The sequence below is a fragment of the Sinobaca sp. H24 genome, assembly GCF_023845525.1.
Window position 1 is genome coordinate 166,467 of record NZ_JALBWT010000007.1, and the last position, 15,710, is coordinate 182,176.

General features: G+C 46.9%; 14 protein-coding genes. 10 read left to right on the plus strand and 4 right to left on the minus strand.

What is annotated here, in order from left to right; genetic code table 11:
* The first annotated feature begins 64 nt into the window (after window positions 1-64).
* Both MMY81_RS12135 and MMY81_RS12140 read left to right on the plus strand, forming a co-directional pair.
* Window positions 65-478, plus strand: a complete 414-nt coding sequence (locus tag MMY81_RS12135) for an Rrf2 family transcriptional regulator (RefSeq protein WP_120192967.1) — start codon at window positions 65-67, stop codon at window positions 476-478.
* Between the two features lie 60 nt (window positions 479-538).
* Window positions 539-1,171 (plus strand): NAD(P)-dependent oxidoreductase, encoded by a 633-nt coding sequence (locus MMY81_RS12140; protein ID WP_252313108.1) that lies wholly within the window; start codon window positions 539-541, stop codon window positions 1,169-1,171.
* 23 nt (window positions 1,172-1,194) lie between these two features.
* Here the strand turns inward: MMY81_RS12140 and MMY81_RS12145 are convergent, their stop codons facing one another.
* Together MMY81_RS12145 and MMY81_RS12150 are read right to left on the minus strand one after the other, a co-directional pair.
* The gene (locus tag MMY81_RS12145) at window positions 1,195-2,070 is read right to left on the minus strand and encodes an SDR family oxidoreductase (RefSeq protein WP_252313109.1); all 876 of its coding nucleotides are present in this window, start codon (window positions 2,068-2,070) and stop codon (window positions 1,195-1,197) included.
* A 141-nt stretch (window positions 2,071-2,211) separates the two neighbouring features.
* A complete protein-coding gene (locus tag MMY81_RS12150) occupies window positions 2,212-3,699 on the minus strand; it encodes a plasmid pRiA4b ORF-3 family protein (protein ID WP_252313110.1) in 1,488 nt (495 codons plus the stop codon).
* Window positions 3,700-3,802: 103 nt separating this feature from the next.
* Between MMY81_RS12150 and MMY81_RS12155 the strand changes: the two genes are divergently transcribed.
* A complete protein-coding gene (locus MMY81_RS12155; protein ID WP_252313111.1) occupies window positions 3,803-4,636 on the plus strand; it encodes an AAC(3) family N-acetyltransferase in 834 nt (277 codons plus the stop codon).
* A 1-nt stretch (window position 4,637) separates the two neighbouring features.
* Entirely contained in the window at window positions 4,638-5,378 is a 741-nt protein-coding gene (locus MMY81_RS12160) for an alpha/beta fold hydrolase (RefSeq protein WP_252313112.1), read from the plus strand.
* Here MMY81_RS12160 and MMY81_RS12165 read toward each other — a convergent pair.
* Window positions 5,366-6,259 (minus strand): LysR family transcriptional regulator, encoded by an 894-nt coding sequence (locus MMY81_RS12165; RefSeq protein WP_252313113.1) that lies wholly within the window; start codon window positions 6,257-6,259, stop codon window positions 5,366-5,368. The two genes, MMY81_RS12160 and MMY81_RS12165, sit on opposite strands and share 13 nt — an antisense overlap.
* 186 nt (window positions 6,260-6,445) lie before the next feature.
* On the opposite strand from MMY81_RS12165, the gene MMY81_RS12170 reads away from it, so the two are divergent.
* The 6 genes from MMY81_RS12170 (at window position 6,446) to MMY81_RS12195 (ending at window position 14,408) form a co-directional block, all read left to right on the plus strand.
* Window positions 6,446-8,611: a malate synthase G gene (locus tag MMY81_RS12170; RefSeq protein WP_252313114.1), complete on the plus strand. Its 2,166-nt coding sequence runs from the start codon at window positions 6,446-6,448 to the stop codon at window positions 8,609-8,611.
* A gap of 151 nt (window positions 8,612-8,762) precedes the next feature.
* Entirely contained in the window at window positions 8,763-9,482 is a 720-nt protein-coding gene (locus tag MMY81_RS12175; protein WP_252313115.1) for a FadR/GntR family transcriptional regulator, read from the plus strand.
* Between the two features lies 1 nt (window position 9,483).
* Window positions 9,484-10,779, plus strand: coding sequence for an FAD-binding oxidoreductase (locus MMY81_RS12180; protein WP_252313116.1), 1,296 nt, complete (start codon window positions 9,484-9,486; stop codon window positions 10,777-10,779).
* A gap of 1 nt (window position 10,780) precedes the next feature.
* Window positions 10,781-12,163: a (Fe-S)-binding protein gene (locus tag MMY81_RS12185; RefSeq protein WP_252313117.1), complete on the plus strand. Its 1,383-nt coding sequence runs from the start codon at window positions 10,781-10,783 to the stop codon at window positions 12,161-12,163.
* Between the two features lie 5 nt (window positions 12,164-12,168).
* On the plus strand, window positions 12,169-13,623 hold the full coding sequence (locus tag MMY81_RS12190) for an FAD-linked oxidase C-terminal domain-containing protein (protein ID WP_374561728.1): 1,455 nt from the start codon (window positions 12,169-12,171) through the stop codon (window positions 13,621-13,623).
* Window positions 13,624-13,652: 29 nt separating this feature from the next.
* Window positions 13,653-14,408: a fumarylacetoacetate hydrolase family protein gene (locus MMY81_RS12195; RefSeq protein ID WP_252313118.1), complete on the plus strand. Its 756-nt coding sequence runs from the start codon at window positions 13,653-13,655 to the stop codon at window positions 14,406-14,408.
* A 57-nt stretch (window positions 14,409-14,465) separates the two neighbouring features.
* Here MMY81_RS12195 and hmpA read toward each other — a convergent pair whose 3' ends face one another.
* Window positions 14,466-15,662 (minus strand): NO-inducible flavohemoprotein, encoded by a 1,197-nt coding sequence (gene hmpA / locus MMY81_RS12200; protein ID WP_252313119.1) that lies wholly within the window; start codon window positions 15,660-15,662, stop codon window positions 14,466-14,468.
* Window positions 15,663-15,710: the final 48 nt, after the last annotated feature.

The window sequence follows — 15,710 nt, forward strand, 5'->3', positions numbered from 1 at the left end:
CTGAATAAAGACAGTTGACAAATGGCTGTAATGTAACTAAGATAGTTACAATGGTGGTGAAGCAATGATTAATACTCGATTTTCAGTAGCGGTCCATATTTTAGCTTTGTCTGCTTCGGTGCCAAGGGAAAAGCTCACATCTGAATATATTGCTGGAAGCGTGAATACGAACCCTGTTGTTATTCGAAGGATTGGAAGTATGCTGAAAAAAGCAGGACTTCTTGAGTCCCAGGCAGGTATCCGCGGCTTCGCTCTGGCTGCACAGCCGGAAGCTATCACGCTTTTGGATATTTATCAGGCTGTACAAAAAGAAGAGGAAGCATTGTTTGGGGTACATCCGAGTCCCAATCCGCGCTGTCCGGTGGGACAGAATATTCAAGGGGCTCTTGATACAGCTTTCGGAAGCGCCCGGCATGCAATGGAGCAGGAACTGGCCGGCATCTCACTGAAGAATATTATGAACGATCTCTTTTCTTAAGAAAGAGATTTTTTCAGACCATCAATGTAACAATACTAGTTACAAATAGGAGGATGACAGATGAATATTGGAATTATAGGAGCAACAGGTAAAGCAGGGAAATTAATCACACAAGAGGCGTTGAACAGAGGACATAAAGTTACGGCAATTGTCCGGAACTCATCTAAAGTTGATACGCCGGAAGTATCAGTAGTGGAGAAAGATATTTTTGATATAAACGCAGAAGACCTGGCCCCTTATGAAGTAATAGTCAATGCGTTTGGTTCCTTTGAAGGAGAGCCTTACGTTCAGGCGGGACATGTTCTTATACCGGCGCTGCAAAAAGTAGATACCAAAATGATCGTGGTAGGCGGAGCGGCAAGCTTGTTTGTGGACGAAGATAAAACGACCCGGTTGATTGATACACCGGAATTTCCGGATGCCTATAAACCGATGGCAGGCGGTATGGCCAAACTGTTAACTCAGCTTGAACAGGCAGAAGGCATTACCTGGACTTTTCTGAGTCCGGCAGCCATGTTTGACCCGGACGGACCAAAAACAGGTTCTTATGAAACCGGAAAAGATCACCTCATGATGAACAAAAAAGGGGACAGCTATATCAGCTATCCCGACTATGCCGTCGCTGTGCTGGATGAAATAGAAAATCCACAGCATGTCAATGAGCGCTTTACCATCGTTGGGGAAGCAGAATAATTCCCCGCCCCCTCAACAGGGGGTTAATACATATGCTTGATGGTTTTATAGTAGTTGCCCCAGTGCGGCTTTCTTCCATCAATGTCTTTAAATCCATACTCTTCAGAGAGACCCCAGCTCGAAAGAGAGCGGCCGGTTTTTGAAAAAGCTTTTGGATCTGCGGCGAGCGAAGCTACCGCACGCCCGATAAAAAACGGTGTCTCTGACTGCGCAAAATGCGAATCCTTAGCGGCTGCATCCTGCCAATTGCTCTCACTCACGCCAAAGTGATCCAGCATTTCTTCGGAACGCAGAAAGCCGGGAGTGAGAGAAACGGCGGATATATTATAAGGACTCAGCTCTTCGGACATGGAAGTAACGAGATTAATAACGGAAGATTTGGCAAGCGTATAATAAAGATTACCGCGGTAGCTGTAATCGGTGCCGTCCGTAATTTCTACGATCAGGCCGCTGCGGTTTTTGACCATCATCCCGGCTGCATGGTAGCTGGTAATCATATGACTGTGAACCGCCCGTTCCTGCATCATCAGGCCATTGGACAGGCTGTGCTTCCAAAAAGGTGTGTTCCATTCCGTCCATTTTTCGCCGCCCCAGATGTCGTTAACAACCAAATCAAGCCGGCCCTGCTGTTCGCGGTCAATGCGTGCAAATAAAGATTCTACTTCAGAAATAACCGTATGGTCCGTTTGTACAGGGATACCCCGGCCGCCGTAAGCCGTGACCATTTCCGCTGTGTCCTCAATGGTTTCCGGCCTGTTTAAGTCTGATGGAGCGCCGCGGGTGCTTCTTCCGGTGCAGTAGACTGTGGCTCCGGCTTCTCCAAGCATCACTGCAATACCCCGGCCGGCTCCCCTCGTAGCGCCGGCCACAAGGGCAGTTTTTCCTTCTAAAGCTTTCATGTTCTGCCGCCTCCTTTTTTATTAAAGATAGTGTGACAAACAGAGAAAAAGCGCAGGAAAACGTTTGTATATATTAACTATCCCGCTTTATAAATAAAAAAACAAGGCAGATTTTTAATCTGAACCTTGTTTTTTTATTTATTATTTGGATTTCGCCATCTGCTTCATTAATTTTTCCATTGGAGGCAGCTTGGATGTTAAATATACTTCTACTCCAATCTGTTTAGCAACGGGCATCAGAATGTCGCAGATTTCCGGATCGGCGGCTAAAATCTGGGAAGGGCGTCCTTTTAAATGGTTGAAAATAATATTTACTAATTTGTTCTGCAGGTACGCAGCTCTTTTTAAGAAAGGAAATTCTTTATGATCGATCATTTTTTCATTGTCTGCGTTAAACCATATGGAGCTCTCTACGAGAAGGGGACGTTCTTCTTCTTCGCTTTGAAGAGCATTTGGAAGCGTGAATACGCCAAGCGCAAGCTTTGTCTTAATCTGCGGCTGCTGCTGCAGGCGGGTCATCGTCCACTGGTCTACTTTTAAGCCGCCGGTATAGCGGAGAGGTTCGTCTGATGATGTAAAGGGAAGTTCTGTGTCAATCCATGCTCCGTTTGTATAAAGACGGGCGCGGCGCTGTTTTTTAGGTGTTTCTTCCAGAAAGCTGCTGTCGTTTCGAACATGCTCGTCTACTACAGCGGCCTGCTCGAGAACTTTTGTCATGAATATCGTCTCCGAAGACGTTAAAAACCACGGATAATACCCGGGCAGCATACTGCGGATAACAGGCCATTCCTGTCCTTCTCCGAAGGAAGCACCGGATTCATCGATAATACGGGCATCTTCTGTTTCAAGATCCTCGCGGCTGTCAAATGTTAATATGATGCACTTTTGGTGAAGAGCCTGGTAATTATTGCCGTGAAGAAGGCTGTAAAGCGCGTCTTTTCCTTCTTCTCCATGGTATACGGCAATGCCGTGTACGCTTGTATTACCTTTTAAAATACTGCAATAAGCTGTTTCATCTGTCTCATCTGTCTCATCTGTCTGTTCATCCCGGACAATGAAAATTTCCTGGTCTTCGATCCGTTCCCACGGTGCCTGGTGATAAAATGTTTTTGCTTTTTCAAACAGGGTTTTCCATTCGGAGGCACTGGCCTGTTCAGAAGCTGGAATGCCGGGTACGGTAATGCTGTTATCATGGGAACGGCTGTCTTCGCTGCTTTCTCCTTGCTGCAGGGAAGCGAACGCTTCATTCAAACGGTGTTTTTCTTGTGTTTCATTAAAATCTTCGCCATGCTGGGCCAAAGGTTTCGTTACCTTTATGCAGAGCGGGTATGTTTTTTTCGGATCCTCTTCTGTCTTTTTTTCAAGCTGAACGATATAGCCTGCTTCACTGTCCGCCTCTGAGTCATAAGCAGCCTGGTCTTTTTCTTCTTTTAAGACAGAATCCAGGGAAGTGTTGGAATCAAGTGAAGTATTATTTATGGAAAAAGTATAAGACGCTTTCTCTTCAAGCAGAAAGCTGGTGGCTATTACAGAATGAACATCGGCAAGGGATGTTTGGCTGTCGAGCTGAACACGCCTCCAGACAGGAGGTTTGCTCTGCTTTATTTGCAGTTTTAGTTGATAAATCATAAAAAGAACCTCCATTTTGTTAATATCTATACTTTCTTGTCTTTCCCACGGTAAAATAAAAGACACACAGCATTAAAAATACCACAACCACCGGAGGTTCACAATGACTGAAAAGATAGATACGAAAAAAAAGCTCCAGACAAGAGAAACTCTTATAGAAGATATGCGGTCGATTGGAATAGAAAAAGGAATGACGCTTATCGTCCACTCCTCCCTTTCTTCGATTGGATGGGTGAGCGGGGGCGCAGTGAATGTCATACTGGCTTTGATGGAGGCCGTAACGGAAGAAGGCACCCTTGTAATGCCGACTCAGACGCCGATGCTCTCTGATCCGTATGAATGGAATGACCCCCCGGTACCTGAAGAGTGGCATGCCCGCCTGAAGGCGGATATGCCGGGATATCATCCGGACTATTCCCCTTCATCCGGCATGGGGATAATTCCAGAAACCTTCCGTACGTTTCAAAGTGTTAGAAGAAGCAGCCATCCGGCCGTTTCTTTTGCTGCCTGGGGAAAAAATAAAGATTTTTTCATGGAGGACCACCCGTATGATTTCGCCCTTGGAGAAAGCAGTCCTCTCGGTAAATTATACAAATCAGGTGCGTACGTGCTTCTATTGGGAGTTGAATTTGACAGCAATACCAGTTTTCATCTGGCTGAGTACCGGATTACCTACCAGGATAAGATAAATACGAGCCACCCGATCATTGAAAATGGAGAAACGATCTGGAAGGCCCGGGAAGATCTGGAATTCAGGGAAGAGCTGTTTGAAGAACTGGGGGCAGCTTTTGAAAAAGAGGAGGACGTTGGGTTCGGGAAAATCGGTTCTGCCCATATCCGTCTTTTTAAAATGGAAGACTCCGTAGACTTTGCGGTCCGATGGTTTAAGCAGAAAGATAAAAAAGCAAATAAAAAACAACAGAAAAGAAGACAGTGATATGAATAAAAAACTATTTTCACGAAAGCGGCTGCTTATTGCAGCAGCTGTTATATTTGCAGCTGCCGCCCTGGCACTATTTATATACCTGCGGCCCTACCCGCCAGATGCGGAAGCTAGGAACAGCATGACGGAAAGCGGCGCCGTGGAAGAAGATAACTGGCTTGCGTTTCAGTCCGGACAGGAGGAGCAGGGACCCTCCGTTATTTTTTACCCGGGAGGGCTTGTGGAGGAGCAGGCTTATGCTCCATTGGCACAGGGACTGGCGGAAAAAGGTTTTACGACCTATATCGTAAAAATGCCTGTAAATCTGGCCGTGCTTGCACCAGACAGGGCAGAAAAAATTCTGGAGGAAAACCCGGATAAAGAATTTGTGATCGGCGGTCACTCTCTTGGAGGGTCTATGGCATCAAGGTATGCAGCCGAAAATGCACAAGCGGTGCAGGGAGTCTTTTTTCTTGCGTCCTATCCGGACGAAGGCGGAAGGCTTGATCAAACCGATCTTCCTGTATTAAGTATTACAGCAGGACGGGACGGCGTACTGAATCAGGATAGCTATAATGAAGCAGAAGCCTACCTGCCGGATGAAACAGAATCTGCAGACCTTACCGGCGGGAATCACGCCGGATTTGGAAGCTATGGACCGCAGGATGGTGATGGGGAGGCTGCTATTTCCTCAGCAGAACAGACGAGACGGACAGTGGAAATTATGGAGGACTGGCTGATCGGTCAAGTGGAGTGAAGCAGGTGCTCCTGCGACATGGAAATAAACTCCCTTACGGCAAATGCCAGGTACTTGTCGCGTTTCCAGATCATGCCGAGTTCGAGGTGAAGGCTGGAGTCATGAAGAGGAATCGCGGTAATCTGCTTTTGATGGATATCCCGGCAGATCCTGCTTGGAAGAAGCGCTACACCGAGTGTGGCTTCCACCATGTCCACCATAAAATCCTTCTGTGAGCTCTCACAGACAATATTGGGAGAAAAGCTGTGCTGTTCACACTCTTCTATAATCCGATCGTACAAAGAGAAGTCGTTCCGGTACAGGATGAAACGTTCTTCTGCCAGTTCATCTACAGCAACAGACGACCGGCCGTCAAATTTATGACCGGAAGGAACAATCAGCATCAATGGATCTTTAAGAAGTTTTTCCATTTCAAAATTCTGCTGTTCAACCGGGAGATTGCAGATGAGGCCGATATCAAGTGTCCCTTCATCTACTCCCTGCTTGATGGATTTTGTGCCGACTTCGGTTAAAAGCAGCTCAATAGATGGATGGGCTTCTTTGTAGCGGCTGACGAGCTGTGAAAAGAAAGCAGCTCCGATAATAGGTGGAATCCCGATGCGGATTTCGCCTTTTTTTAATTCAATAATGTCGCTTAATTCTTCATTCATATTATCAAATGATTCCAGCACTTTCTTGGCATTTACGAGTACTGCCTTTCCGGCATCGGTTAGTTCGAGCTTTTTGGAATAACGGTAAAATAATGGAACGCCGATTTCTTCTTCAATATGCTTAATGGCTTTGCTTAAAGAAGGCTGGGAGATATGGAGGGCAGCGGATGCTTTTGTGAAATTGAGCTGTCTGGCTACCTCCGAGAAATATTTCAAATGTTGGATATCCATGGTGTTCTCTCCTTTTAGAAATCGCTTTCTTTCTATTATAACGTGTATTCATTTCTTTTCTATAGCCAAAAGGCATAACACGTATTCCAGATAAGTATTTTTATAAAATAGCGCTTTCATATACAATGGATATAATCAGAAAATAAAATATATTATCCAACTAATTCCTGAAGGAGGAATGTATATATGCAGAATTACCAGAAAATCGGACGACTCCAGGTGGCTTCCGAACTTTATGACTTTGTGAACAATGAGGCGCTTCCCGAAAGCGGGCTGAACCAGGAAACATTCTGGAAAGGTTTTGATGAGCTGCTTCATGATTTAATTCCGGAAAATAAAAAGCTTTTGGAAACAAGAGATGAGCTTCAGGAAAAGATTGACCACTGGCATAAAGAAAATGGCCATGGGGATTTTGGAAGGTACAAATCGTTTCTTGAATCCATCGGCTACTTAGAGCCGGAAGCGGATGATTTTAAGATCAGCACAAGCAATGTAGATGAAGAAATTACCAGTCAGGCAGGACCGCAGCTTGTAGTGCCGGCTGACAACAAGAGATATGCGGCCAATGCGGCAAACGCCCGCTGGGGAAGCCTGTACGACGCACTGTACGGAACAGATGTGATCAGCGACGAAGGCGGGGCTGAAGCCGGCTCGGAATACAATCCAAAGCGCGGGGCCAAAGTGGTAGAATATGCAAAATCATTTCTTGATAAAACCGTTCCGCTTAAAGGCGCCTCCCACGCGGATGCAGTCCAGTACAGCATTTCAGGGAAAAGCCTGCACGTGAAGCTGGAAAACGGAGATACCGTGCTTCTCGAAGATGAAAGCCAGCTTCAAGGCTATCAGGGTTCTGCTGAAGAGCCGTCTTCCATTCTGCTTAAGCATAATAACCTGCATGCAGATATACAAATTGACCGCAGCCATCCGATCGGTAAAACCGATGGAGCCGGCGTGAAGGATGTTGTGCTGGAATCGGCAACAACGACTATCATTGACTGCGAAGACTCGGTAGCCGCTGTAGACGCAGAAGACAAGACGAACGTGTACAGCAACATTTTAGGCCTGATGAAGGGTACGCTTACCGCTGAATTTAATAAAGGCGGCAAAACGATGACGAGAAAGCTGAATGCCGACCGCGAGTATACGTCCCTCGACGGCGGAAAAATGAATCTGCACGGCAGGGCGCTTCTCTTTATGAGAAACGTAGGCCACCTTATGACAACAGATGCGATTCTGGATGAAAACGGAAATGAAATACCGGAAGGCATTATGGACGGCGTTATCACAAGCCTTGCCGCCAAACATGACGTTCTCGGTACCGGCGAACTGCACAACTCAAGAGAAGGATCCATTTATATCGTTAAGCCGAAAATGCATGGTTCCAAAGAAGTGGCATTTGCCAACAAATTGTTCGAACGTATTGAAGATCTGCTTGAATTAAAGCGTAATACGTTAAAGATCGGCGTCATGGATGAAGAACGCCGCACGACTATCAACTTGAAAAACTGCATTAAAGAAGTAAAAGAAAGAGTCGTATTCATTAATACAGGCTTCCTTGACAGAACAGGCGATGAAATTCATACCTCCATGGAATGTGGTCCGATGATCCGTAAAAGCGAAATGAAATCATCCATCTGGCTTGGCAGCTATGAGAAATCAAACGTAGATGTAGGACTGGGTGCAGGCCTCAAAGGCAGAGCCCAGATTGGAAAAGGAATGTGGGCCATGCCTTCGCTGATGGCACTGATGCTTGAACAAAAGAGCGGACAGCTTAAAGCGGGTGCCAATACGGCATGGGTTCCTTCGCCGACAGCTGCTACCCTGCATGCCCTTCATTATCATGAAGTGAATGTTCACGAGGTGCAGGAAGAGCTGGCCGGACGGAATGAAGATCATAAAGATAATATTCTTACCATTCCAGTTGATAAGAAGGCGGACTGGAACAGAACGGACATCCAGGAAGAACTTGATAACAATGCCCAGGGACTTTTAGGATACGTTGTACGCTGGGTAGAGCATGGTGTAGGCTGCTCTACGGTGCCTGATATTAACAACGTCGGCTTAATGGAAGACAGAGCCACCCTCCGTATTTCCAGCCAGCACATGACAAACTGGCTTCACCAGGGCATATGCACAAGAGAGCAGATTGAAGAAACGCTGCTCCGAATGGCAAAAGTGGTGGACGAGCAGAATGCTGATGATGCGGATTATAGAAATATGAGTGACGATCCGGATCAGTCAATTGCTTTCCAGGCTGCCCGTGATCTCGTGTTTAAAGGAACCGAACAGCCAAGCGGCTACACGGAGCCGATTCTGCACAGAAGACGCCGTGAAGTAAAGAAGCGCTGGTAAGCGGAAGAAAATAACAACAATAAAGGATCACGTGATTAGTGGTCCTTTTTTTACCATGAACTGCAGCAAGCCGGTACCTGTTTCGCAAGGATCGGCTTTTCTTTTCAAGACAGGTTGTCTGATATGTGATAACGAAGAAAGGAGACTGATTATGGAGGTGGAAAAAGTTCCCGCTGTTCATATTTCCGAGCACGTAGCTGCTGAACTGGAAACACAGATTCAAACCGGCACATTCAAAGCCCATGAAAAGCTGCCGTCTGTCCGTGAACTGTGCGATCTGTTTGAAACAGGAAGGTCAGCCGTAAGAGATGCGATTTCAACGTTAAAAGGAAAAGGGCTTGTTTATGTGAAAAAAGGAGAAGGCACCTTTGTATCTCCTTTCGATGCAGCAAAGCTTTTTCACTCAGGAGCCCTGCTTCCTGATCAGCAGGCCATTCAGGAGCTGTTTCAAGTAAGAAAAATGCTGGAAACAGAAATGGTGAAAGAAGCAGCAAGCTATCGGACACCTGAGCAGGCTGATGCAGTAGTTCAGGCAGCAGAAGCGATGGAGACGACGCTTGGGCCGGACAGCTGGGAGCTTGATTACGCTTTTCATCAATCAATCGCTAAAGCCGCAGGAAATACGATTCTTGTGCAGCTGATGGAATTTCTGTCATCGACGACGAAAAAAGCGATGATCGATTTTCACCTGTATTTAGCAGCGGAACCGGCTTCCTCTCAAAAAATTATTGACCAGCATGCCGCTATTGCCCGCTTCGTACAGGAGGCAGATCCAGAAAATGCGCGGAGGGCGATGGTGGATCATTTATCATTTGTTGAAGAAAAGATGCAGGAAAGTATTCTCTGGGAAGATAAGGAAAGGAGTGTTTAATATGGAACTTGAAGAAGTAGTATCCCCGCAGCAGATTATGAAAACAGCGCAGGGTCATGCGCTTGGAAATGGAGGGGAGCATACGGTATATCCGGAAACAGAAGATGAGATTGCCCGTATTTTGACGTATGCGAGTGAAAACGGCAAAAGCGTTTCGATTATAGGCGGCGGAACCAAGCGTGGTTTCGGCGGTACAAAAGACAGCGATGATATTCTGCTTAGTCTCGAAAAATTTGCCGGTGTTATCGAACATGTTCCCGGCGATATGACAGTGACAGTGAAACCAGGCACGGTAATGAAAGACATACAGGAGTTTCTTGCCGGGCATAACCAAATGATCTCGCTTGATCCGGAATGGCCGGAGTATGCAACGATCGGGGGCATTGTTGCCAGCAACAGCAGCGGGCCGAAGCGTTTAAAGTACGGCTCCGCCAGAGACCATGTTATTGGCATGCGGGTTGTGTATCCGGATGGAAGAATTACCCGTACCGGTGGAAAAGTAGTAAAAAATGTTGCCGGCTACGATATGAATAAACTGTTTGTAGGTTCGATGGGAACGCTTGGCGTTATATCTGAAATCACCTTGAAGCTGCGTCCGCTCCCTAAGCAGGAGAAGCTTGTGCTGCTGTCTTTTTCAAAAGAAAATTGGGAGAAACTCCGGCCGTTTACCGTAGGTTTTCTTGATTCCACGATTGAACCTGTGTCCCTGGAGCTGATGAATCCTGCTTTATCAAAAAAATTGGCTGACATAGAGAGCTATACGCTCGCGGTTGCCTTTGAAGATGTGGAAAGTGCGGTTGCTTTTCAGGAGAACTGGCTGGCAGAAAATAAACCTGCAGAAATGAACATGACCGTTATGGAAAAAGACGAAGCCGTTTCTTTTTGGAAGCGCTTTACTGAACTGTCACCTAAAGATCCGTCCTCGTCTTCTAATATTAGAGCTTCTGTGAAAACAGGCAGTAAGAATATGGATGTCTTTCATTTGATGGTGGAAGCCGACCGGCTTCATCACGAGAGCGGAGCCGCGGTTTATGGACACGGCGGACTTGGACATGGTGTAGCAAAAATGTATATAGAAGGACCGGAAGACAAAGTTATTACGGCGGTTAAAAGCATCCGGGCGAAGGCGGAGGAGCTTGGCGGATATGCCGTGATTACTCATCTCCCGCTTGCTGTACGCCGTCAGATCAGCGTGTGGGGAAATCAGCCATCCTATTTCTTTTTACTGAGCGGTATAAAAAAACAAGCAGACCCTGAAAAAATATTGAATACGGGTCGATTTGTCGGAGGGATATAAAATGAGTATGGCAAAGGATTACACAATGGAAAAGCAGCCGGCCTGTTCGACGAAAAGCTTAAGCAACTATTTCTCAGAAGACCATCCGGATCCAGCCAAATGGGATGACTGTGTTCACTGCGGTATGTGTCTCGAGGCCTGTCCGACCTATTTGGAAACCGGTCAGGAGCAGCATTCCCCAAGAGGACGCGTGCATTTAATTCACGCTGTGGCTGAAGGGGAAATTAAGATGGATCAGTCGTTCTCGGACGCTGTCTTTACCTGTCTGGACTGCCGGGCCTGCGTAACGGCCTGTCCGGCCGACGTCGAAGTTGGCGGACTGATTGAAGAAGCCCGCGGCCAGATCCGGCGTGCAGAGCCGCTTACCGGATGGAAGAAGGCTTTCAGCTCTACTATTTTAGAGAAGCTGTTTCCGCATACGAACCGCCTGAATAAAGTCGGCGGCCTGCTCCGTTTTTACCAGACCAGCGGCCTTCAGTCTCTTACCCGGAAATCAGGGGCAATGAACCTGATGCCGGACCACCTTTCCGGCATGGAAGCCATCATGCCAAATGTCGGCCACCCGGTTCGTGAGAAATACAAAAACATGCCGGTCATTCCGGCAAAAGGCGAAGAAGTCAAAGGCAGAGTGGCATTTATGACAGGCTGTATCATGGACGTGATGTTCAGCGATATTAATGACGCCACTATCGATGTTCTGACGCACAATGGCAGCGAAGTAGTCATACCGAAAAATCAGACCTGCTGCGGGGCGCTTCATGTGCACGCAGGTGACCGGGATTCCGGGCGCAAGCTGGCAAAACAGAATATTGAAGCATTCAGCGATTCCGATACAGTCGTCATTAATTCAGCAGGCTGCGGATGCGCGCTGCAGGAATATCCGGAGCTGTTTAAAGACGAGCCGGAATGGAAAGAGAAGGCCGAAGAGTTTTCCGAAAAAATTCAGGATATTTCAAAGTACCTGTACGATACGGGGTACGAGAAACCGCAGACCGAAATGAAAACAAGAATTACCTACCATGATGCCTGCCACCTTGCCCACGGACAGGGCGTAAGAGAAGAGCCCCGTCAAATTCTCCGGGACATTCCAGGAGTGGAAGTTGTGGATATGCCAAATGCAGATACCTGCTGCGGCAGCGCCGGCGTGTACAACCTGACAAATCCTGATATGGCCAATGCCGTTCTGGATCGGAAAATGGAGAATATACCGGAAAATCTGGAAATGATCTCAATGGGGAACCCGGGCTGTATGCTGCAGATGGCGATGGGCGTTCAGAAATATGGCAGAAGCGAGCGCATTGTCCACACCATTCAGCTGCTTGACTGGGCGTATAAAAAGCAAAAAGAAGAACAGCGGCAGTTACAAACTTCTGGAAAGGGGTAAATGGCATGCAGTTAATGAGAAGAAAAAAGAAAGTCAGTGCAAATCAGGACCACCATATTGAAGCCTTCTTTAAGATAGTCGGAGAAAAAGAAGTACTGTTTGAAGATGTCGACATGCTTTCCTACAACTGTGACGGCTTTACGATTCACCAGCATTCCCCGAAAGCGGTTGTGTTTCCAAAAAACACAAGGGAAGTAGCGGCGCTCGTGAAATACTGCGCCCAAAACGATCTTCCCTTTCTGGCACGCGGTGCCGGTACAGGACTGAGCGGGGGAGCTACACCGCTTAATAATGAGGTGATTATCAGTCTGGTGAAAATGAAAGGGCTGCTGAGCGTCGATTATGAAAATCGAAAGGCAGTCGTGCAGCCGGGCTATGTAAATCTTCATTTAACCAACTCCATCTCCAGTAAAGGCTATTACTACGCGCCGGATCCGTCCAGCCAGTATGTATGTACTATCGGCGGAAACGTAGCGGAGAATGCGGGCGGGGCCCATTGTTTAAAGTATGGCGTGACGACAAACCATATTCTTGGTCTTGAAGTCGTTATGCCCAATGGAGATATTATTTCCATCGGGGAAGACGGCGTGCCGGACTCTCCCGGGTACGATCTGCTTGGACTTCTTACCGGATCGGAAGGCACGCTTGGTGTCGTCACGGAAATCACGGTTCGTATTTTAAAGAATCCTGAAATGAAGCAGACGGTACTGGCTTACTTTGACCAGGTAGAAGATGGCAGCCGCGCCGTATCAGACATTATTTCCGCAGGCATCGTGCCGGCGGCGCTGGAAATGATGGACCAAACTGCGATAGAAGGAGTGGAGGAGGGATCTTTCCCTGTCGGACACCCCCGGGATATTGCAGCACTGCTGTTGATTGAAGTAGACGGAATTGCTGCTGGTATTGATGAACAGATCGAAGAGATCCTTGCCGTCTGCCGCAACAATCATGTTAAAGAAGTGAAAGTAGCCGAAGATGATGCGGAGCGCGGCAGATGGTGGGCTAACCGAAAGACCGGGTTTGGGGCGATGGGAGCCATTTCTCCTGACTATCTGGTTCAGGATGGAGTAATCCCAAGAAGCCGTCTTCCGGAGGTGCTTGAACAGATTAATGAGATCAGCCGCAAGTATGAGCTGCGTATTGCCAACATCTTTCATGCGGGAGATGGGAATCTGCATCCGCTGATTTTGTTTGATTCCAGAAATCCCGGAGAAACCCAAAAAGCGGTAGATGCCGGTTCAGCCTGCTTGAAAGCCTGCTCGGATGCAGGCGGCTCCATTACTGGAGAACATGGTGTAGGTATTGAAAAGATTGAAGAAATGCGCTTTATCTTTTCAGATGAAGAAATTGAAGCACAGACGAGAATCCGGGAAGTGTTCAATCCGGGTAACTTATTGAATCAGGGCAAGCTTTTCCCTATGCCGGGCCGCTGCCTGGAAGTAAAGAAAGCTGTACAGTAACAGACCCTAATAAATGGAGGCAGAATACGATGAAACTATGCAGATATGAATACCAGTCGAATCATTATTATGGAGAATGGACCGAAGAAGGGCTGAAGCCGTTTAAAGGGGATCTGTTTTCAGGAAGAGAAGCGACCGGGGAAACACATGGTCACGCAGATGTAACCCTGCTTGCACCCGTCGAGCCGGAGAAAATTATCGGTATCGGAGCAAATTATGTAGGGGATAAAAAAGATCTGCCGGATACACAGCCGGAGATTCCGGTCTTCTTTTATAAGCCTGCGTCTTCATTGGTTGGTTCAGGAGCAGAAGTCCGCATTCCGGAAGGGGTGGACGAGATTAAGTTTGAGTCTGAGCTGGCTGTAGTCATTGGAAAACGCACGAAGAATATCGAAGAAAATGAAGTGCTCGACAGCATTCTCGGCTACACGGTAGGTAACGACGTAACAGCCCCGCAGTTTTTCCATGAAGCCGGACACTGGACCGTCGGTAAATCATTTGATACGTTCACGCCGCTTGGCCCGGCGATTCAGACCGACTTAGATCCGCTTAATGTGTACGTAAAAGCATTTGTAAATGGAGATGAGAAGCAGAACAGTAAATCCGACCTGATGATCGTTTCCCTGAAGCGGATGGTGTCCTATCTTTCCAAAGTAATGACGCTTGAGCCGGGTGACGTAATCTTAACAGGAAGCCCGCTTGGCGCAGAATTTGTAAAAAAAGGCGACAAAGTGGAATGCACGATTGATGAAATTGGCACGCTGGAAAACACATTCACAAAATAAAAACGAAGCCGCTCCCTCTTTAAAGGGAACGGCTTCTTCTATTTTCATCTTTAAAAACTAAGAAGCAGGCACAAAGTTTTCGGTGGAAATGTCATGCCGGCCAATTTCATGAAGATGGAAAACAGCCGCTTCTACAAAAGCAGGCGGACCACAAACATAGCAGCGGGTATCTTCCTGTGGCAGGGCGGATTGAAGTGCTTCCCTGGTAAGCGTCGTTTCTGTACCGAAATGAGCAGAAGATAGATATTCTGCTTCGGGGGCTGTATACAAAGTCAGTGCCTGAGAAATGGGAAGCTTTTGGAGGGCACCGCTGATTTCCTGCTGCAAAGGATGATGATGATGATTTTTGGCAGCGTAAATAAACGTAACAGGCGCTCCGTAGGAATCAGGCATAGACTTTATCATGCTGACAAGCGGCGTCAGGCCGGAACCTGCGCTGATAAAGGCAATAGGTTTACGATCATCTGTTTGAAGTGTAAAAGAACCGTATGGAGCAGACAGTTCAATATGCTGTCCGGGCACTGATTGTTTATGCAGATAAGAGGAAACGATCCCATTTTCTTCATGCTTGACCGTAATTCTATAGCAGCCGGTTTCAGGAGCATCAGACAGGCTGTAGGAGCGCACATGGGTGTATTCTTCTCCTGGTATGGAACAACGCAGGCTTACGTACTGTCCGGGAAGAAAAGAAGGCAGAGGGGAGTCATCGGCAGACTGAAGATAGAACGATTTCATGCTTGGGCTTTCCTGTACAATATCAACTATTTTAAAGTCTTTATAACCTGTCCATTCTTTCGGTGCTTCGTCTTTTGTTTCGTATAATTTCTGTTCGGCCTGAATAAAAATATCAGCGATGACACCATAGGTTTCAGTCCATGCCTCTAAAATATCCGGAGTGGCATTTTCCTGAAGTACGTCTTCCATCGCTTTGATTAAGTAGTGTCCGACAATGGGATAGTGTTCTGCTTTTACTCCCACACTTGCATGTTTTTGTGCGGTTTTTTCTACAAATGATTCGAGTACTTCAAGTTTGTCTACATAAGAGGCTGCGGCATAAAGGGCCTGTGCCAATGCTTTTGGCTGAGCACCAGTTGCCTGATTTGTATGATTAAACATGTTCAGCAGTTCCGGATGGGCTTCGAACAGCATTTGGTAAAACTTTGTAGTGATGGCTTCTCCATGTACTGCTAAAACCGGGGAGGTGCTTTTTACAATATCAATGGTGCGTTCGGAAAGTGCTCGCTGAGTCGTCATAAATTGCCTCCTTTTAATATGTATATATAATACATATTAAAACAGTTC